The following is a 19,925-nucleotide window of genomic DNA, read 5'->3' as shown; positions in this document are numbered from 1 at the left end:
CTTTAAAAAGCACTCATAAGAGTACGCAAGTTATTGAAAATTTCGCTCATATGCTGTTTAAAATCTTCGTCTACATCGACTGCATTGAGCATCTCTTCTATGCCGATTGTCGCCAGAACCGTTTTACCGTTTTGTTCGTAAATGGATATTCTGCAGGGAAGATACACGGAAATATCGGCAATGGCATTGAGTGCCATGTTTGCAGCAGGAGGATTGCAAAGTTCATACACTGTGATTGGTGTTTTAAGTTCAAATCCCTTGCTTTTCAATATCTTTTGAAAATCATAAGACCCCAATACACCAAAACCTAATGTTTTTGCTTTTTTCTCAAGCTGTGCTTTGACTGTTTCAAGAGGAGTGCTCGTTTGTGTTTTGTAAATCATCTTCCATCCTTTTAGAATTTATTTTAGAAAAGTATAGTAAGAGTTTGTGGTGAATTTGTGAGTTTCGTAAAAGATGTCATGCTATGGAGGAGAAAAGTCTATAGCATGACAGAAAAAAAGGAAGTGTTAGAAAACCGCACGTAATGTAAAGTATATTTCATTGCGTTTTTGAGAATTTTGATTAAAGACATAATCAAACTGACATTGCACATTTTCTTTGTAAAAATATTTGACAGCCAGAAGTTGTGCATTGTCTGCAGAGTTTGTATATGCACCGTTGTCTGCCGCCCTGTAGCCTGCTGAGAACATAAGAATATGTGCAACAGGCGCTATCTCACCCATAATGGTAGCTGCTTTTACCTTGTTTGGAGTCTGTGCAAAGAGACTGCCTTGTTTTGCCTGGGCATAGGTGAGAAAAACACTCACAGGAAGTGTGTCAACGGATCCCATAGCCTGAAAGTTCAGTGCGAATTTGTCTGTTTTATCTTCTATTTTTGGTAAAGAAGTATTGGCATCATCTCTTGAGGCTGTTCCCCACCAGATTTGAGTGCTCATGCCAAGATCCCAGTTGCCGACCTGTGGTGTAAAAGCAAGGGAAGCGTAATGTGCGGGTGTAACACCTGAGACGGTACCGACAGTTGGTACATAGGCAGAGTAAACACCGTACCATAAATCACTTGCAATATAAAAGCCGATACCTTCTGCAGCAGCTTCTCCTCCTGCATTATTGACAATGTAAGACTGCGCAGATGTGACAGAAACAGCTTCAAGTGTCTGCCCGTTTGCTTTGGAACCGGTTGCCAGTGTGTCATAAGAAGCGGCTGCTCCAAATTCACTTGTTCGGTAAAATACAGTTCCGAGTGTATAGTTTGGAAGTTCATAGACAACAGGCACTACCAAAGTAGCGAGTTGAAATACAGGATCATTTCCGTCTTCTGATTCGTAACCGATTTCGGTAAATACACCAATATTGTTGGCAACACGCCCTGCTATCATAAAGCCAAGAGCCTGCGGAAACTGAATTTGGGCTGCTTCGGCAGGATCTTCTCCTTGAACATACCCGATTTTAACATTCAAAGAGAGGTTGAGTGTGTCTGTCAGTGAAAGAAATTTCCCGTTTTGGTCATCATAAATCGACTTTTGTGCACCGACCATTGTGTAGCCGCTTGCCTTAAAGCTTCGTCCGAAACGATTGAGCGCAGGAAATCCGTTTTGTGAATGGCAGGCATTACACGAGATTCCCATCTGTCTTGCAAATGCCGGAATAGCGTAAGCATTTGTTACAAAAGTGACGAGACTGATACCGAGTAAAAAAAACATTTTTAACATAATATACCCCTTATTCTTAAGTTTTAAAATTAGTTTTGAAATGCAAAACAACACTTAAGATATTGATACGGTATCAAAAAAGTGTGATGAGTTTGTGAGGAAATACTGTAAGCCAAAAAAAGCTTACAGGTTTAGTAGCGAATTAAAACCAAAATCGAAGACCAAAAGTCGCATAGGCTTCATTAAGCGGAGAGTAGGTATTTGTTGTCCCAAAGTTTTTTGCCCATTCAATGCCGACATAGGGGGCAAACTGTCTTCTGAATTCATATCGAAGTCTTGCGCCGAGAGTAAGATTTGAGATGCCTGAACCGTAACCCATAGTCGGGGCATCTTTTGCATAGGCATCGAGTGTAAATTTTGGTGTGAGGATGAGTCTTTGGGTGATGAGTGCCTCATATTCCATGTCAATTCTCAGACCAATATTGCCATCGTCACTAAAAAGTAAAGCTGCCCGTGTTTCAAAAAAGTAAGGAGCCAGGCCGGAGAGAGCAAGAACGCCCCATGTTTTGTTGTTTGATCCGGCTATATCGTAACTGATACCGGCCTGCACATCCCAAAAAGGGGCAACCGCACGGGAGTAGAGGAGTTGATTTTCACTGCTTGCATCGCCACTGTTGGGCTTTTCTCCCTCACTGTAGAAGTAGAGTTTGTTGAGATCATAGCCAATGTATCCATAGGTGTCCCAGTAAAGATTTTTTTCGCTGTTTGTCTGGTACTCCAGGTTGTCAGCGGTAAAAGTTGCACGCAGGGTATCACCACCTCCACCGGCAAAAGAGAGCGTTGCCAGAGTCGTTAAAAGTGTTAATTTTGTGAGTATATTTTTCATCATAAATCCTTTAAGCAACCACGACTTTTCTAAACATATCTGTCATGTGATAGAGTAAGTGGCAGTGGTACGCCCATGCACCTTTTGCATCCACTGTGACACGAAAGCTTATTTTGGAACCGGGTTGTGAGATAATAGTGTGTTTGCGTACCAAATGATTTTCATCACCGGTTTCAAGATCACTCCACAAACCATGCAAATGCATTGGATGGTTCATCATAGTGTCATTTATATAAGTGATACGCAGACGTTCGCCGTAATGAAACTCCAAAGGTGCCGCTTCATGATAAGGAATACCGTTGATAGACCACATGTAACGCTCCATATTTCCTGTTAGATGCAAAACGATCTCTCTGTCTGGATATCTGTCTTCTTTTGTAGAGCGCAAAGAGCGTAAATCTGCATAGGTTAATACTTTTCTTCCGTTGTTTCTTAGTCCGACACCCGGATCATCGAGTCTGTACTGCGGATTCATTGCCCGCATGGTTGTGCCGACATCCCATCGTATTGGCAGTTTTGTAAGGGGAATGGGCTTTTGTAGAGATGGCATTGATTGTTTCTTTGCCATATCCATACTTTTCATCTGTGCCATATCTTTACTCATGCCCATATCAAGCATTGTAAGTGCTTGCGGCGGATCCATTTGCGGCACTTCTGCCAATATATTTGCATCTGTTGAGAGGTTTCCGAGTGCATAGCCTTTTCTTGCTATACTTTGTGCAAAAATAGCATAGGCTTTGTCATTTTCGGGTTCAACTATGACATCATATGTCTCTGCAACACCTATGCGAAACTCATCCACATCCACAGGCTGTATATTATTGCCATCTGCTGCAACAACTTTCATGGTAAGCCCTGGAATGCGAACATCAAAAAATGTCATTGCGGCTGCATTTATAAATCGAAGCCGTACTTTTTCTCCGTTTTGAAAAAGTGCCCTAAAACGTGTTGCCGGATTTTGCCCGTTCATCAAAAAAGTATAGGTGTAGGCTGTTACATCAGAGAGATCTCTGTCTGACATACGCATTTTATTCCACATTTGACGTGCTTTAAAGGCTTCAACAAATCCTTTGTCTTTGACTTCCCAAAAGAAATCGCCGACAGTTCTTCTGTTAAAATTATAATAATCAGGAAAAAGCTTCAGTTTTCGGTAAATAGCTGCGGGTTTTTCATCTGAATAATCGGATAAAAGGACAACATAGTCTTTGTCGTATTCATAGGGATCTTTCTCTTTTGGTTCTATGACAATGGCGCCGTAAACACCTGTCTGTTCCTGAAAAGCAGAATGGGAATGATACCAAAAGGTTCCGCTTTGACGGACGGTAAAGGTATAGGTAAATGTCTCTCCCGGCGCGATACCGTCATAGCTGATTCCCGGAACGCCGTCCATTTGGTAGGGTAAAATGATACCGTGCCAGTGAATAGAGGCGGATTCGTTGAGATTGTTGGTTACATGTAAGGTAATTGTGTCGCCTTCGCGCCACCTGAGTGTAGGACCCTGCAGCATAGCATTGACTGCCGTAGCATATGAGGGTTTTCCTGTTACATTGACAAGGGTTTTGTCTATAGACAGATTAAAAACCGTTCCTGAGAGTTCTTCGGTCTTTTTGCGCTTTTTAACTGTGTCGGTTGAAGCGTTGAGGTTTATTCCGTAAAGCATTGCACCTGAAGCGACAACGCCTTTGACAAAAGTTCTTCTTGATAAAGAGTGTTTATTGTGTTTCATAAGAATGCCTTTTTTGTTATTCTGCATTTAAATCAAGTACATCAAATAATTCTTTTGCACCTTCATAGCCGTAATGTATTGAATCCGTTTGGGGTGTTCCGTCACTCTCTATGAGCAAGAATGCGGGATAGCCGAAAACACCGTATTTTTCTTTAATAGCCAGTGTGTCTTTATTGCTTTTATCAGACAAATCAACTACTAAGGCAATATATTTATTATTAAGAATTTCAATAATTTTTGGATCTTTGAATGTTGTTTCATCGAGTTTTTTGCAAACCTTGCAATATTTTGAATGGAAATAGACAAATACAGGCTTGTCGGTTTGTTTTGCCAGCGCTAATTTTTCATCCATTGTTTTGAGGTTTGGTACTTCTGTAAAAAGAGAAGGTGTTTTTGTAACCGTCTGCAAACTTGATGTTGATTGTTGTACAGCGTTGCTTTTGAGTGGCATATATATGTTGTCATGCCCCATAGCAGCTCCTGTCAAGCTGATAGTTCCCCAAACAAGACACAGTATTGCCAGAGTTCTTAAAAACCTCTGCCATAGCGTCAAGGACACATCTGTTGTTGCCAAGGGATATATAAATGCGCCGATTATTATAAAATAAACACCCCACAGATACAAAGAAGAAAAGAGTTCAAGCTCGGAAAATATACTTACAGCAACACCTAAAAGGAGAATACCGAAAAAGTACTTTACATAATCCATCCATGCGCCTGCTTTTGGAATCAGATATCCGGCACCCAGACCAACGAGTAAGAGCGGAACACCCATACCAAGAGAGAGTGCAAACATCATCTCTGCTCCCAAAACAGGATTTGCCTGTGCAATGGCAACACTTAGAAATGAGATAATGACAGGCGAGACACAGGCTCCTAAAATAAGGGCCGAGAGTAAACCGAGCAAAAAAACGGCAAAAAAGGTACCGCCTTTAATATTACGGGTTTGACTGTCAAGTTTTGACTGAATAAAAGAGGGCATTTGCAGGTTGAAAAAACCAAACATAGAAAGTGCCAGCAGAAAAAAGACAAAGCTCATAATACCAATCGCCCAGATATTTTGAAAGTAGGATTGCAGCTGTTCACCTGTAGCCCCGGCAAGAGCACCCATAAGTGTATAGGTCAGTGCTGTGCCAAGAACATAAGCAACAGAGAGGAGTAAACCGTTTTTCTTGGTAAGCTTTTCACCCTGTCCGGCTATGATACTTGAGAGAATCGGAATCATAGGCAGTACACAGGGAGTAAAAGTAAGCAGTAATCCGGCTCCAAAGGCTCCGAGTAACAATCCCAGAAGCGTGTGTGTTTGGAGACTTTCTGCATTGGCAAACAACGGAATTGTTACTAACAGCAGAAAAAGTAAAATAATCTTTTTTCTCATCTTTTTTGCCTTTTAAAAGTTTAATGTTGTTTTAACACGAGACCTTTTTCCTGTTTTAGGTGTGATAAATATATGCAGTTGCCATGTTCCGCTCATTGCAAGATTGAGTGTTGCTTTGTATTTTCCGTTACCAAGATTTTGGGCATTTGCTTTTGAGCTCATAGCAGGCATCCCCGGCATGGCTGGCATAAAGGCTTTGAGTGCTACTTTTGCATCAGTGACAGGTTTGCCGTTTTTCTTGATAGTGACAATAAGTGTGTTGGAACCGGTAGTAAGCGGTTTGTCTGCGGTGATATGTACTGCTGTTGTTCTGAATTTTGCATCCTTGGAGAATGCGGCTGCCTGAACAAGTGTTGTGCCTAAAAGCAGTGCGAAAAAGATTTTTGCCAAAGTTTTCATAAGAAACTCCTTTTTGTTTTGTTAGGAGAAGTATATAACTTTTTTGTGGTGTGTTTGTGTAGCACAGGGACAAAAATGTATGACACAAAGATTACACAGGAAAAATATATAATTGACTTTTTAAAAAGGATAAGTCATGACAGATCTGTTTAGAACAAAAAATGAAGGTGATAACTGCTGTACGCCTCAGCCAAAAGGCAAAGTTGCCTGTCCGATATGTGGAGAAAAAGCCAAAGGGGTGCTGGGCAAAACACTGCAGCATCTTTTAACAGAGGAGGCAAAATCAAAACTTTCCTGTTTTGACGGTTTTTATTACTGCAAAACAGCTGCATGCGAAGCAGTCTATTTTCGGGGCGATGAGATACTGACACAGGATGATATGAGCGTTGTCGTCGGACTCAAAGAAGGAGCAACTCCGGCTACTGTATGCTACTGTTTTGGCTGGAGCAAAGAGAAAATAAAAGCGGAATTAGAGGCAACAGGACAAACAACAGCACTTGAAGACATCAAAGCAAAAATGAAAAATCCCGGCTGTGCCTGTGAAGTGCTGAACCCAAGCGGCGGATGTTGTCTTGGAGATGTAAGCATGGCGATAAAAGAGCTTATAACACAGAGTTAGGATGTTAGTGGCACAGATATGCTATAATCTGTCTTATGAAAGCGACAAAAAACAATATCATAGAGTATCTCAAACAGATAAAACCTGAACTTTATAAAAATGGCATCAGCTCAGTCGCCCTTTTTGGGAGTTTTGCAAAAGAGACACAAACAGTTTACAGTGATATTGACATTGCCATATCCAAAGATAAAAATTTCTTACAGACAAACACATCTTATGATTACTTTGATACAGTAGCAACGATAAAATCAAAAATACGAAAGCAGTTTCATAGAAATATAGATATTTTTGACTTAGACAGCAACAGTCCATTTAAAGAGAGTATCAAAAAGGAGCTTATATATGTTTAGTCAAAAATCTGTAGAGAGAATAAAAGTTATAAAAAAAAAGATTCTCTTTATAGAGGAGATAGTGAAACAAAACGGCTCCATTGAGAAAGCGTTAGAAGACGAACAAAATGCAAGAGCAGCTATACTTATGCATCTTACATCTATTTCAGAACAGTTTGATAAATTACTTCATAACGGTGAACTTGAGATACTTTCAAAGTTTGCAAAAGAGGATATAAAAGGAAGTTACGAACTAAGAAGTTTTATAGCGCATGATTATGAAGGTGTGGACCTGTATATAGTGGAAGATGTAATAAAAACAAGATTACCCATCATTAAAAAAACGACTGAAGATATACTTATAAACGAAAAATGAAAATATTACTCCTTGAAGATGACACGGCACTGGCAAACATTTTGGTTGATTTTTTGGAAGACGAATATGAGGTTGTGCAGACTTACAGTATGAAACAGGCACTTGAACTCTCGGAAAATGAAAAATTTGATTTGTATATTTTTGACATTAATGTTCCGGATGGCGACGGTATTTCACTACTGCGGGAACTGAGAGACTTCCATGATGAAACACCGGCTATTTTCATTACCGCTTTTCATGATACAAAGTATCTCAAATCCGCTTTTGAATCAGGCGCGAACGATTTTATAAAAAAACCTTTTGATTTGGAAGAGCTGGCACAGCGTATAGAAAACATTAAGAGACATTTTGGACTGGAAAGTCTGGTGAAACTGGATGAACATATCATATTTGACACAAAAACACATATACTCAAAACGCCAGAAAAAATGATCAAACTGACACATAAAGAGAGTGACTGTCTTCATTACTTTTATAAAAACCGTCATCGTGTGGTAAGTTCTGACGAACTGTTGCAAAATTTTTGGGAGTATGAAGATATGCCGAGTGATGATGCTATTCGTACCATTGTAAAAAATCTGAGAAAATACATCGGCAAAGAACATATTGTCAATATCCGGGGAGAGGGCTACAAATTTGAATGAGTTGGAAAAAAAGTCTTTTTACTCTTTTGTAACGCTCTATCTTGTCTCTTCCTTTTTGTTTGTTTTGCTCTCAGGATACTGGTACTACAGCGCACAGAAAAATTCTTTGGAGAGTGCAACCTATTATAAGCTCAACCATATCGCCGACAAACTTTCAGGACTCATAATTAATGCACAGATGAAAGGGACAACATTACAGCTCCCAAATGAAAAAGGGTATGAATACAGTTTGATTGGTGCAAATGAAGCTGCGGGTTTTAAAACAGGATATTATGAGAAAAACGGTTATAAGGTTCTGGTTTCGGATGCACCGCAGGAACATCTGAATATTGAATATGTCCTTGTCAGAACAAAAGAGTATTTCAAACAGCTCAAGGAGCTGCAAAAAAATGTCCTTTTGGCTATGAGTATGGGTTTTTTCTTTATTGTCCTCATCTCTGTCATACTTGCCAAACTGTTTATGAAACCTGTGCATCAGAGAATGGAGCAGATAGAGAGCTTCATTCAGGATGTCTCACATGAGTTAAATACTCCTATAACCGCTTTGAAAATGAGTGCGAGCCGGGCAATCAAGAAAAAAGTTTATGATAAAAAAATACTGACGAATATCTCTATAAGCACAAAACAGCTTGAGAGTATCTATAAGTCACTGACATTTTTAAATTTTAATCAAAAACAGCAAGAAGCAGAGGATGTGAATCTTAAAAATATTTTGGAGCAGACTATCAGTTACTACAGTGAACTTACAAATGCAAAAAATATAAAAATAGAGAGTCAGCTTGAAGAATGTTATTTTCATATAATTCCCTCACGGGCAGAACTGTTGTTTTCCAACCTGCTCTCAAATGCCATCAAATACTCTCTTCCCCAAACAAAAATAAGCATAAAACTTGATAAAAATGCCTTTGTTATAGCAGATGAGGGTGTCGGTATAGAGCAAAAAAAACTTGATGCAATTTTTGAAATGTATAAACGTGAATCAGATATAGCAGGCGGATTCGGTGTGGGTCTGAGCATTGTGAAACAGATATGTAATGCATATGGTATCACAGTCAATGTTACATCCCAACTTGGAAAAGGAACACAATTCACACTTCTTTTTAAATAATAATAATTTTCTTTTAAGAAGAGTTGCCTTATACTTGAGGTAATTCAAATCAGAGGAGAAGAATATTATGACACGAGGAAATTCGATTATTAAAGGCATAGAACCTGAAACAGTGGTGAAGTTGCTTAACAGAGCCTATGCTGATGAGTGGCTGGCCTATTATCAGTATTTTATAGAAGCAAAAGTGATTAAAGGCATTATGAAAGATGCGGCATTTGCGGAGCTGACACAGCATGCAAACGATGAACTCAGACATGCCAATATGGTTGCCGACAGAATCATACAGCTTGGCGGTACACCGCTTCTGAATCCGCAAGAGTGGTTTACGCATACAAACTGCGGCTATGAAGAGCCAAAAAACTTTGATGTGGTTGCCATCCTTGAAGACTCTATAAAAGGAGAACAGTGTGCAATCAGTACCTATTCGGAACTTGCCAATATTGTCAAAGACAAGGATATCATCACTTACGATATGGTTTCTCAGATATTAGCCGATGAGGTAGAGCATGAAGCAGATTTACAGGATCTGCATGATGACATTACAGAATTTGTTCAAAATATAAAAAGTACGATGCAATAAAAAAGAGGATTAAATATCCTCTTTTTGGGAAAGTTGTCGTTTTGCATAGATTTCAAACAGGATCGGAATGATGACAAGGCTCAAAACAGCTGAACTGACAACTCCGCCAAGCATAGGTGCGGCAATACGCTGCATGACTTCGCTTCCTACTCCGTGGGTATACATAATAGGTGTCAGACCTGCCAAAATAGCAAACACCGTCATAAGTTTTGGACGGACTCTTTGTACAGCTCCTTCATAAATTGCGGCATTGAGTTCTTTGATTCCAAAGTTTTTTCCATATTTTTCTTTATATTCATCCACCGCTTCCTGCAGATAAATTATCATGACGATGGCTGTTTCCGCGGCTACTCCAAGGAGTGCCAAAAATCCGACGATAACGGCTATACTCATGGCAAAGTTGAGGATGTCTATATAGATAAGTCCGCCTAAGAGTGCAAAAGGCAGAGTGAAAAAGACAATAATTGTCGGTCCCGGTTTTTTGAGTGCCATATAGATGAGTAAAAAGATGACAACAAGAACAGCAGGCACAATCCAGATGATACGCTTCATAGCAGAATCAAGATACTCTGACTGTCCCGCCCATTCTATATAGTATCCCGGATCAAATTTGATTTGATTGATGAACTTTTGTGCGCCTATTTTATACTCTGTTGCACTGATACCCTCTTTTGGTGTGATATAAATGAAGGTCACAGGTGCTGCCATTTCGCTTTTTATGACAGAAGCGCTCTGTCTGTAAGCCACTTTTGCAAGTGAACCAAGAGGAACAAAGCCAAGTTTGGTTTTGACCTGTATGTTTCTGATGGACTCAAGGCTTCTTCTCTCATTGTCTTCCAGACGCAGTGCGATAGGATAACGTTCAAGACCTTTGTACATTGTTGAAACTTTCATGCCCCCGATGGCAAAAGCTGTGTACTCCAAGAGCGTATCTTTTGTCATGTTGTATCGGGCAAGTTTCTCCTCATCAGGGATAATGTCAATGTAGTATCCGGCACTTGCCTGATCTGCAAATACGGAGAGGGTTTTGTCATACTCCCGCAGTTTGTCTTCTATCTGTTTGCCGAATTTTTGCAAACCTGCCGCATCCATTCCGTAGAGTTTGATACCGATAGGGGTTCGGATACCGCTTAAAAGCATATCGATACGACCGCGAATCGGGTAGGTCCAGGAATTTGTCAGTCCCGGAATCTGCAAAGCGGCTTCCATGTCTTCACGCAGTTTGTCATAGGTCATGCCTTTGGGCCACTCGGACTTTGGTTTGAGCGTGATGATAGTCTCAAGCATACCAAGAGGAGCAGGATCCGTTGCAGTACCTGCACGCCCGGCTTTGCCAAAAACATTTTCTACTTCGGGAAAACTTTTGATAATCTTGTCTGTTTTTTGCAAAAGCTGTTTTGTCTGGTCTATACTGATACCGTAAGGGGTAACAGGCATATACATGAATGTCTGCTCATTGAGCATAGGCATAAATTCCCATTTCAGACTCTTGTAAAGCGGATACATGTAACCAAGAGAGAGTAGAACAAGAACAATGACAAGATATTTTGCTTTGAGGCCGTAGACAATAATTGGACGATAGAGCCAGATGAAAAATCTGTTCAGTGGATTTTTGCTCTCTGGCAGGATTCTGCCTTTGACAAAAAATATCATCAGTGCAGGGACCAGAGTGATGCTCAGCAGTGCGCCTGCAGCCATTGCAAATGTTTTGGTAAAGGCAAGCGGAGTAAACAACAGTCCCTCTTGACCTGTCAGTGCAAAAATAGGCAGGAATGATACGACAATAAGTGCAAGTGCGAAAAATATCGGACGCCCGACAAGCTGTGAGGACTTGAGTATGATAGCAATGCGCTCTTTTTCTGTCGGGATTCTTCCTTCTTTGTGTTCAAATTTGTGCAGCATTTTGTGGGCATTTTCTATCATGACGATGGAGGCATCAACCATGGCACCTATGGCAATGGCAATACCTCCAAGACTCATAATGTTTGAGCCGATACCAAAGATTTTCATCAGCAAAAAGGTAAAACCGACTGTTAAAGGCAGAACAATAATGACAATAAGCGAAGAGCGAAAATGCATCAAGAAAAGTCCAATGATGATGACAACAATAACGCTCTCCTCAATAAGCGTATCTTTTAAAGTGTCTACCGCTTTGTCAATGAGACCTGAACGGTCATAGACGGTGACAACATCCACACCCTCAACTTTAAGCTCTTTCATTTTTTCCTGAACACGCTTAATCATTGTATAAACATCTTCGCCGTAACGTGCCATAACGATACCGCCGACAACTTCGCCTTCGCCGTTTAAGTCTGCCAGACCGCGACGCGGTGCAGGGGTAAGTTCTACCCGTGCAATATCACCGAGTTTTACAGGTGTACCGGCTTTTGTTGTGACAACAAGTCCTCTGATATCATCAAGGTTTTTAATATAGCCTTTGGCCTGTACCATCCACTCATATCCGTTTTTAATGACGATACGCCCGCCTGTATCATTGTTGTTCTTGGCCAATACTCTTTTGATGTCCTGTATGCTGAGATTGTAGCGAACCAGATTGTCATTGTTTACTGTCACCTGAAAGGTAGGAATAAATCCGCCGATACTCGCTACTTCACTGACACCGTCAACACCCATAAGTGCATATTTATAGTAATAGTCCTGGAGGGTACGCAACTCGGCAAGATTCTTTGTTTTTGATTTGAGGGCATATTCATACACCCAGCCCACACCGCTGGCATCGGGACCAAGGGATACATTCATGTTTGCCGGCAATTGCGACTGAATGGAAGCAAGCTGTTCAAGAACACGGCTTCGTGCCCAGTAGAGATCTGTTCCCTCTTTGAAAATGATGTAGATAAGACCGTTCTCATAGGTAGAGTATCCACGTACCGTATCAATATTGGCAATAGCCAAAAACTGTGCAACAAGCGGATAGGTTCCCTGATCTTCGACAATTTCAGGAGACTGTCCTGCCCAATTGATTTGTACAATGACCTGAGGAGGAGACAAGTCAGGCAAAGCATCCAAAGGCGTGTTTTTCATACTCCAAATAGAAGCACCGACAAGAGCAAAAGCCGCCAAAAGAACAATAAACTTGTTTTTTATACTAAAAGCGATGAGTTTTTCTATCATAATTTGTCCATTTTTTTAGTTTTGAAAATTATAGCACGCTAGTGTGTAGCGTTTGTGAGAAATAGTATGAGACAATCAGGATTTTTAGAGGTTCTCTTAATATATTTTCTTATAGAATTAGGATATGAAAAACAATAATAAAAAATCTATATACTCCTGGGCACTGTATGACTGGGCAAATTCTGCCTATGCAACCACTGTTATGGCTGGGTTTTTCCCTATATTTTTCAAGTCTTATTACAGTGTGGGAACTGAGGTGACTGTGAGTACCGCGCAGCTAGGATTTGCAAATTCAATTTCGAGTTTTGTGGTAGTGCTTCTTGCGCCTTTGCTTGGGGCTGTGGCTGATGCAGGTTCACTCAAGAAGCGTTTTTTGTTTCTTTTTGCATTTTTGGGTATTTTGATGAGTGCCTCACTGGCTCTTGTCGAGCAGGGAAACTGGCAGATGGCGGCACTTGTCTATACGCTGGGAAATATCGGTTTTATGGGATCAAATATTTTTTATGACGCTTTGCTTCCCTCTGTGAGTAATGATAAAAATGTTGACTATGTTTCAGGCCTGGGCTTTGCCCTTGGATATCTCGGAGGCGGTATTTTGTTTGCCTTGAATGTTTTTATGGTACAGGAACCCGCCTTTTTCGGTTTTGAAGACAAGGCTGCGGCGATAAAAGCTTCTTTTGTCAGTGTTGCAGTGTGGTGGGCGGTTTTTTCATTGCCTCTTTTGCTTTTTGTAGAGGAGAAGAAGGGAGACAAAGAGCAGAAAAATATTTTATTGGTTGCAGGGTATCTGCGTTTGAAAAAAACCTTTCAAAGAGTGGCAAGTCTTAAAGGACTTTTGCTTTTTTTGGTGGCATACTGGCTCTATATTGACGGGGTGGACACTATTATCCGTATGGCTGTTGATTACGGAATGGCGCTGGGGTTTGACAGCAGCAAGCTTATAATGGCCTTGCTTATTGTGCAGTTTGTCGGTTTCCCTGCCACACTCATTGTTGCCAAACTTGCCGATATCTGGGATACAAAAAAAGTTATCTATCTTTGTATCGCTGTCTATATATTTATTATTGTTTATGCTGCGATGATGGAAGATGTCTATGAATTTTATATACTGGCAATACTTATTGCATTGGTTCAGGGAGGTATTCAGGCACTGAGCCGTTCCTATTATGCCAAAATGATACCGCAAAAATATGCGGCAGAATTTTTCGGATTTTATGATCTTCTTGGAAAATTTGCAGTTATCATAGGGCCGCTTTTGGTAGCCTTTGTCGCACTCTTTAGCCATAATTCAAGACTCTCGATTGCTTCTGTTGCCATTCTTTTTATTCTCGGCGGACTGCTTCTCTTTTTTGTAGATGAGAAAAAAGTCGCAAAAGATGTGCGCCAGGCAATGGAATGAGATGCAAATTAATATACCTCATCATGTGAACCGATGTCTATAAGAATGATCTGCTCATCTATAATGATAAAATCTATGAGGATTCTGTAATCCATATCAATAGAGACAGAATGATATTCACTTAACGACCCCTGCAGTTTGTGCAAACGCAGTGAAGGGTAAAAAGGGTTTTTCTGTAAAAGAAGAATAGTTTTTGTGTATTTTCCTTTTAAATTTTGATGCTTTTTAAAAAACTTTTTTACTGTTTTTTCATACTTTTTACTAAAAGTGATTTCATACATCAGCTATCTCTTTTAAATGTTTTGCAACATCTGTATGATAATCTCCATTTTTAATATCCTCCATTACCTCTGTATAAGCACGGTCAAGTTCCAAAGCACGAAGCTCTTTATACCTTTCTATGTCCATAACGACATACTTTTTTTCACCACGAAAATTGATAATAACCTCGTCCCATTTCTCCAAGAGTTCTCCAAAAAGAGAAACGCCTCGTTTTTTTACTTCATTTGCGCTGACTGTCATAAGAATATCCTTAAAAGTACTTTTAAGAGTATTATAACACAGTTTTAATACAAGCCGTTTATCTGCGCATCACTGTCCATCATAAAGAGGGCATTGTTGACAACTTCATCGCCGGCATTGAGTCCGCTTGTTATGATGTATGTTTCATTATTGAGCGGTTTGACATTGACTTCCATCGGTTCATACTCTCCCTCAAATTCTCCGACAACAAAAACATAGTATTTTCCGTCTTTTAAGATAACCGCACTCTGCGGCAGTGTCAGATACTCTTTTGCCTTGTCTTTTGAAATTACATCCGCATACATTCCCGGAAAAAGTGTATGGTCTTTGTTCGCCAAAGTGAGTCGCATAGTGAGCGTTGCCTCTTTTGGACTCAGATTTGGATAAAGAAACTTTGAATGCGTCTCGTATGTTTTATCGGTTGTTTTAAAACTGACACGAAAGTCATTGGCATGTTTGAGCCATTTGACATCATCTTCAAAGACCTTTACCTCAACCCAGACGTCATCAAGATTGACTATCTCAAAAAGATTTGTTTTTGCATTAAAAGCAGATCCTTCATTGATATTTTTCATAAAGATATAACCGCTTTGCGGTGCATAGATTGTTGTGTTCGGTGATACTTTTCTCATCTTTATAACTTGAGAAATCTCATTTGGCGCGACTTCCAGCAAAGAAAGTTTCAGCTTTGCACTCTTGAGCATACCTTTGTTTGGTCTGTTTTTTGTGTAGTTGTACGAGTTGACATAGTCCTCTTTTGCTTTGTATACTTCAGGAGAGTAGACAACTGCCAAAGGCTCGCCTTTTTTGACATATTTGTAAATTTTGTCGGCATAAAGTTTTTCGACAAATCCTCCAAAACGGGGACTCACTTCATACACTCTCGCTTCATTTGCTTTGACAAAACCGTAATTTTTTTTGCTGTGGCTTGTTTTTGTTTTTTGTACCTTGACGGTCTGAACTGAAAAAAGCTGTTCCACCGATGCTTCTTTTGCCGATACCATCAACGGCAGCAAAAGTAGTAATAATTTTAAATTTTTCACTGTAATTCTCCTTTAAGTTGTGCTATTTTGGCTTGTGCCAGGTTGTAGTTTGCGACGGCTTTGATACTTTTTTGTTCCAAATCAAGTTTTTGAAACAGGACATCTATATATTTGAACAAATCAGCCCCGACAGAGATGGAAGAGCTTGAAAGCTCAAACATGTGAGCAACCTGGGGAAGAGCTTCATCTTGAATAATATGATATATTTCATAAGAAGAGAGCATTTGCGCATAATAGGCTTCAAGCTCGGCATTGACAGATATCTGAGTATCTGCTTTTTGGCTTGTAGCGGAGAGAACCAAGGCGCGTGCTTCTTCTTCTTTGTAGTCTTCCGTGCCGTATATAGGCAGGCTCAAGCCGAAACCAAAATTAAAATAGTTGTTGAAATTTTCTCGAAGAGCATAGCCTGCGATGAGATTAATGTCCGGATAGTTGTTGAGATCTGCCATTTTTAACTTTGCATTTTGTTTGAGAATCTCTTTGTCTTTTATTTTAATATCCGGGTTCTCTGCTAAAGATTTTTGCAGTTGTCCCAAATCCGGTTTTTCCCCCATTTGTATATTTATATCCAAATGGTGTACTTTAAATGAGGCCAGATAGGAGAGTCTTGCATAGGCAGCATTGATTTTTTCACGCAAAACACTTTTTTGGATTTGCAGATCTGAGAGGGAGAGTTCCGCTTTCATTATTCCGATATGCTGGTTCTCATCAATACTTGTGTAGGATTCGTACAGATCAATGTTTTGCTGTGTCAGTGTGACATACTCATCAATAATTTTATACAATTCATTCAGTTTCCAAATGGTATAGGCTTCACTCTTTATCTGTGCAACCAGTTTTGTTTTTGCTGCATTTAGTTTTTCCTGCAACAAAGCATCTTCCGCTTCTGCAATTTTTTTGTTGGTTTCACGTTTATTGTAAAAAGGAATTTTTTGTTTGAATGTCACCACAGACTGACTCATCGCCTGCGAAGAATTGAGTGTATTTTTTGTTATGAGCAGTTGGGGGTTTTCAAATTGGTCGGAGACTGCTATATTGTATCTGTTTGCCTCAATTCTTTCATTGATAGCTTCCAGCGACGGTTTTTTTGCCAAAGAGATGTCAATAATTTCACTCAGGCTGACTGCCTGTGCTCCGGAGCAAAGTAGGAAAATACCCAGTATCACTGTTTTCATAAATTATTCCTCTGTTTTTTTAGTTTTCAAAGTATAGCATGCTAATGTGTAGTGTTTGTGAGTTTTGTTGCTTATATGTCTACGCTAACTCAGTCAACGAAGCGGTGAGAAAGCCTTTTATTGTTAAGATGTTGTTTTAATAAAAAGGGAAAAAATGAAAGAGATAGAAGAATTACTGCAAAAGTACAACCACTTTAAGCATGAACAACTGCGTTCAATACAACAGCTGCCCGATACAAAAATTGTGACACTTGTGGTGCAGGATGACGAGGGGGAGGATATTCACACTGTTAAAATTACTTTTAGCGGTATCAATGCTTCGAGAATTTTGGAAAACCATGTCCTCTCTTTTTTAGATATGGGCTTTGGGATAACACTTATCAAAGAAAACAACCTCTATGGCTTTGCCCTTGGAAGCGGAAGTACAATGTTACATGTACACAATGCGCCTTTGTATATTGTCGCTTCTGATATCAAGATAGAAGAGAGCTAGCTTTATTCCTTAACATAGCTTTCAGTTTGTTTGCTATAAGCTATTTGTATGAAGAACTCAAAAAATAAATTTTTTATGATTGGGATTACCATTTTGCTTGTATGGGTTTTTATAGAAGCATACTTCTACATGATAGCTGTAGAGGCACAAAAAAACTATACTGACAATTTACTCAAAGATGCACGGGAACATTACGAAGAGATAGAAAATATCCGTAATCTTCCTGCCGAGATTGGAACTTTTTATGTGAAAGAAGGTGATGCCTTTAAAAAAGTTGATCCCAGTCTGCTTGTACAAACCCTCTTGAAGCAATACCAAAAAAACGATTTTTACTATACAGTGACTCCAAAGGTGCAAAAAAAGGGAGCAAATCTTTCAAAAAAACCTATTTACAGGCTTGAGAGCGAAAAAAAAAGGCTTTATTATGTTTATAAAGAGATTGCCATTGATATGGATGCCTCTTTCTATGTAGAGAAGATACAGAGCGTCTGGTTCAAGTTTTTTGCAGTAAGTTTTTTATTTACTGTTTTTACACTTGTCCTTCTTTTTCTCATCAGGTTTTTACAAAAAAAGAGCAGTAGTTATGAAAAGCTAAGCAATACGCTTGAACTCAAAGTTCTCCAGCAGACAAAACTGCTCGAAGCAGAACATGCCAAAAAAGAGATTTATCTGGAGACGCTTTTTGAAAAGAGTCCCAATATTATCATTATCACAACCGGCAACAGTATTACCCGAGCGAATGAGGCATTTTTTAAATTTTTCAAAGAGTATGCTTCTTTGGAAGAGTTTAAAAGAGAGCATGAATGTATTTGTGACTTTTTTTGTGCATCATGCCATGGTGATACCATCAACAGCACAAAAATGCAATGGGTGGAAGATGTTCTGGGTGAGGAAGAGCCAATCATAAAAATCTGTTACCTGGAGCAGGAATACTATTTTTCTGTGTATGCCAAAAAGATATATGAAGAGAATAAAATGCATATGATGGTGACATTAAATGATATAACAGAAATATATAATATTCGGCATAAATTTGAAGATTTGTCCATGCAGGACGCACTGACAAATATTTACAACAGGCGGTACTTTAATGTAGTGTTTCCCCAGGAGCTAAACAGAGCAAAAAGAACCCGTGAGAGTTTTTGTTTTGCGATTATGGATGTGGACAATTTTAAACTCTACAATGATAACTACGGGCATGATGCAGGGGATGAGGCACTTCAAAGCATTACTGCAAAAATCACAGAACTGACACAGCGTGCCAATGAGTTCTTTTTCCGTTTGGGCGGAGAAGAGTTTGGCTTCGTCTGCAGCGCCTATACAAAAGAGGAAGCCTTTAGGCACCTGCAAAATATATGCAAAGAGGTGCAAAACCTGAAAATTGAGCATCTTTACAATGAAAAATATGGAGTGCTTACTATATCTATAGGCGTATGTTATCTCTCTGATGCACGCGAGGGTGAAGTGAAATATATTTATAAAAGTGCGGACAATGCCCTCTATAAAGCAAAAGAGAGCGGAAGAAACAAAGTTGTTCTATTTGAAAACTGTTGAGAGCGCTTTTTTTGTCAAAGAGGAGATTGGAGCGCTGTGCAAGGCCTTTGTTTCTACCCAGATGCCACCTTCAAAAGAGTCGAGTGTGTAGAGCTTTACATGTAGGCGGTATTTTGTGTAGGCGTGTTTGAAACTGCCTAAAAAATCTTCTTCTATCGGGTCGACGGCGGGAAGTTCAAGCATGCCTTTGTACATGTTTCCTGCAGCAGGGGTAAGGGCTATTTTTTCATTTTGTATGCAAATACCGTAAAAAAGTTCGAGTGATTCATACTCTTTTTTCTTTGTTTTTGTATATAACTCCGCTTCTGTTTTTCCCTGACAGGTTTTTTGTAGCGGACACTCTTCGCATTTTGGATTTTTGGGCAGGCAGACAAGCGAACCCAAATCCATAAGGGCAAGGTTATGGCTTCTGGTGTCTTTGTGATTAAGGAGTTTTTGTGCGTATTCCCAAACTGTTTTGTCCTTTACATGTAAGAGGGCAAAATAACGCTTGAGCACTCTTGCTATGTTTGTATCGACAACAGGAATATTCTGATTGCAGCCGAAACTGCAAACGGCACTTGCGGTGTATTGCCCTATGCCGGGCAGAGAGAGCAGCTCCTTGTAGTCTGTCGGCAGAGATTTTGGTGAAAGTCGGGCTGTTTTATGAAGATTTCTTGCACGTGAATAGTACCCAAGTCCGCTCCATGCCGCTAAAACATCATCCAGCGGTGCATTTGCAAGGCTTTGAAGTGTGGGAAATTTTTCCAAAAACTGAGGATAGTATTCATCCCGTACACGATTGACCTGTGTTTGTTGGAGCATGATTTCGCTGAGATATACACGGTAGATGTCCTGTGTATTTCGCCAGGGAAGCTCATGCCTGCCTGCTTTTTCATACCATGCCAAAAGTTCTTTCTGTGCCTGTTTT

Annotated in this window: 21 protein-coding genes; 9 read left to right on the top strand and 12 right to left on the bottom strand. The window is 39.8% G+C overall.

Going from position 1 to position 19,925, the window contains the following annotated elements:
* Positions 1-2: 2 nt before the first annotated feature.
* The 6 genes from MNY28_RS10335 to MNY28_RS10310 all read right to left on the bottom strand — a co-directional run bounded on the left by MNY28_RS10335 (position 3) and on the right by MNY28_RS10310 (position 6,041).
* A complete protein-coding gene (locus MNY28_RS10335; RefSeq protein ID WP_346389793.1) occupies positions 3-383 on the bottom strand; it encodes a DUF302 domain-containing protein in 381 nt (126 codons plus the stop codon).
* A gap of 126 nt (positions 384-509) precedes the next feature.
* Positions 510-1,712, bottom strand: a complete 1,203-nt coding sequence (locus MNY28_RS10330; RefSeq protein ID WP_346389792.1) for a hypothetical protein — start codon at positions 1,710-1,712, stop codon at positions 510-512.
* A gap of 142 nt (positions 1,713-1,854) precedes the next feature.
* Entirely contained in the window at positions 1,855-2,538 is a 684-nt protein-coding gene (locus MNY28_RS10325; protein WP_188110010.1) for a copper resistance protein B, read from the bottom strand.
* A 10-nt stretch (positions 2,539-2,548) separates the two neighbouring features.
* Entirely contained in the window at positions 2,549-4,264 is a 1,716-nt protein-coding gene (locus tag MNY28_RS10320) for a copper resistance system multicopper oxidase (RefSeq protein ID WP_346389791.1), read from the bottom strand.
* Between the two features lie 16 nt (positions 4,265-4,280).
* Positions 4,281-5,642 carry a cytochrome c biogenesis protein CcdA gene (locus MNY28_RS10315; RefSeq protein ID WP_346389790.1) on the bottom strand — a complete coding sequence of 454 codons (1,362 nt, stop codon included), beginning with the start codon at positions 5,640-5,642 and terminating at the stop codon, positions 4,281-4,283.
* A gap of 12 nt (positions 5,643-5,654) precedes the next feature.
* The gene (locus MNY28_RS10310) at positions 5,655-6,041 is read right to left on the bottom strand and encodes a FixH family protein (protein WP_151899345.1); all 387 of its coding nucleotides are present in this window, start codon (positions 6,039-6,041) and stop codon (positions 5,655-5,657) included.
* A gap of 136 nt (positions 6,042-6,177) precedes the next feature.
* On the opposite strand from MNY28_RS10310, the gene MNY28_RS10305 reads away from it, so the two are divergent.
* The 6 genes from MNY28_RS10305 (at position 6,178) to MNY28_RS10280 (ending at position 9,697) form a co-directional block, all read left to right on the top strand.
* Positions 6,178-6,660 carry a hypothetical protein gene (locus tag MNY28_RS10305; protein WP_151899346.1) on the top strand — a complete coding sequence of 161 codons (483 nt, stop codon included), beginning with the start codon at positions 6,178-6,180 and terminating at the stop codon, positions 6,658-6,660.
* A gap of 35 nt (positions 6,661-6,695) precedes the next feature.
* A complete protein-coding gene (locus MNY28_RS10300) occupies positions 6,696-7,010 on the top strand; it encodes a nucleotidyltransferase domain-containing protein (protein WP_346389789.1) in 315 nt (104 codons plus the stop codon).
* Positions 7,003-7,365, top strand: coding sequence for a HepT-like ribonuclease domain-containing protein (locus MNY28_RS10295; RefSeq protein ID WP_346389788.1), 363 nt, complete (start codon positions 7,003-7,005; stop codon positions 7,363-7,365). Before MNY28_RS10300 ends, MNY28_RS10295 begins: the two co-directional genes overlap by 8 nt.
* Entirely contained in the window at positions 7,362-8,009 is a 648-nt protein-coding gene (locus MNY28_RS10290; protein ID WP_151899349.1) for a response regulator transcription factor, read from the top strand. The genes MNY28_RS10295 and MNY28_RS10290 overlap by 4 nt, the downstream gene beginning before the upstream one ends.
* On the top strand, positions 8,002-9,117 hold the full coding sequence (locus MNY28_RS10285; protein ID WP_346389787.1) for a HAMP domain-containing sensor histidine kinase: 1,116 nt from the start codon (positions 8,002-8,004) through the stop codon (positions 9,115-9,117). The genes MNY28_RS10290 and MNY28_RS10285 overlap by 8 nt, the downstream gene beginning before the upstream one ends.
* A 67-nt stretch (positions 9,118-9,184) precedes the next feature.
* Complete coding sequence (locus MNY28_RS10280) at positions 9,185-9,697, top strand: ferritin-like domain-containing protein (protein WP_230973283.1); 513 nt, start codon at positions 9,185-9,187, stop codon at positions 9,695-9,697.
* 9 nt (positions 9,698-9,706) lie between these two features.
* On the opposite strand, the gene MNY28_RS10275 is transcribed toward MNY28_RS10280, so the two are convergent.
* Positions 9,707-12,829: a CusA/CzcA family heavy metal efflux RND transporter gene (locus tag MNY28_RS10275; protein WP_151899352.1), complete on the bottom strand. Its 3,123-nt coding sequence runs from the start codon at positions 12,827-12,829 to the stop codon at positions 9,707-9,709.
* Positions 12,830-12,953: 124 nt separating this feature from the next.
* On the opposite strand from MNY28_RS10275, the gene MNY28_RS10270 reads away from it, so the two are divergent.
* On the top strand, positions 12,954-14,228 hold the full coding sequence (locus MNY28_RS10270) for an MFS transporter (RefSeq protein WP_151899353.1): 1,275 nt from the start codon (positions 12,954-12,956) through the stop codon (positions 14,226-14,228).
* Between the two features lie 8 nt (positions 14,229-14,236).
* Here the strand turns inward: MNY28_RS10270 and MNY28_RS10265 are convergent, their stop codons facing one another.
* The 4 genes from MNY28_RS10265 to MNY28_RS10250 are packed head-to-tail and all read right to left on the bottom strand — an operon-like array spanning position 14,237 to position 16,968.
* Positions 14,237-14,509 carry a type II toxin-antitoxin system mRNA interferase toxin, RelE/StbE family gene (locus MNY28_RS10265; RefSeq protein ID WP_346389786.1) on the bottom strand — a complete coding sequence of 91 codons (273 nt, stop codon included), beginning with the start codon at positions 14,507-14,509 and terminating at the stop codon, positions 14,237-14,239.
* Positions 14,502-14,750 (bottom strand): prevent-host-death protein, encoded by a 249-nt coding sequence (locus MNY28_RS10260; protein WP_346389785.1) that lies wholly within the window; start codon positions 14,748-14,750, stop codon positions 14,502-14,504. The genes MNY28_RS10265 and MNY28_RS10260 overlap by 8 nt, the downstream gene beginning before the upstream one ends.
* Before the next feature lie 44 nt (positions 14,751-14,794).
* Positions 14,795-15,793 carry an efflux RND transporter periplasmic adaptor subunit gene (locus tag MNY28_RS10255; protein ID WP_188110011.1) on the bottom strand — a complete coding sequence of 333 codons (999 nt, stop codon included), beginning with the start codon at positions 15,791-15,793 and terminating at the stop codon, positions 14,795-14,797.
* A complete protein-coding gene (locus MNY28_RS10250) occupies positions 15,790-16,968 on the bottom strand; it encodes a TolC family protein (protein ID WP_151899356.1) in 1,179 nt (392 codons plus the stop codon). Before MNY28_RS10250 ends, MNY28_RS10255 begins: the two co-directional genes overlap by 4 nt.
* Positions 16,969-17,122: 154 nt before the next feature.
* Between MNY28_RS10250 and MNY28_RS10245 the strand changes: the two genes are divergently transcribed.
* Positions 17,123-17,461 carry a hypothetical protein gene (locus tag MNY28_RS10245; protein WP_151899357.1) on the top strand — a complete coding sequence of 113 codons (339 nt, stop codon included), beginning with the start codon at positions 17,123-17,125 and terminating at the stop codon, positions 17,459-17,461.
* Positions 17,462-17,509: 48 nt separating this feature from the next.
* The gene (locus MNY28_RS10240) at positions 17,510-19,015 is read left to right on the top strand and encodes a sensor domain-containing diguanylate cyclase (protein ID WP_346389784.1); all 1,506 of its coding nucleotides are present in this window, start codon (positions 17,510-17,512) and stop codon (positions 19,013-19,015) included.
* On the opposite strand, the gene MNY28_RS10235 is transcribed toward MNY28_RS10240, so the two are convergent.
* Positions 18,998-19,903: an A/G-specific adenine glycosylase gene (locus MNY28_RS10235; protein WP_346389783.1), complete on the bottom strand. Its 906-nt coding sequence runs from the start codon at positions 19,901-19,903 to the stop codon at positions 18,998-19,000. The two genes, MNY28_RS10240 and MNY28_RS10235, sit on opposite strands and share 18 nt — an antisense overlap.
* Positions 19,904-19,925: the final 22 nt, after the last annotated feature.

Source organism: Sulfurimonas sp. NWX367 (assembly GCF_039667065.1).
Taxonomy (GTDB): domain Bacteria; phylum Campylobacterota; class Campylobacteria; order Campylobacterales; family Sulfurimonadaceae; genus Sulfurimonas; species Sulfurimonas hydrogeniphila.
This window is presented reverse-complemented; position numbering and strand designations above follow the sequence as displayed.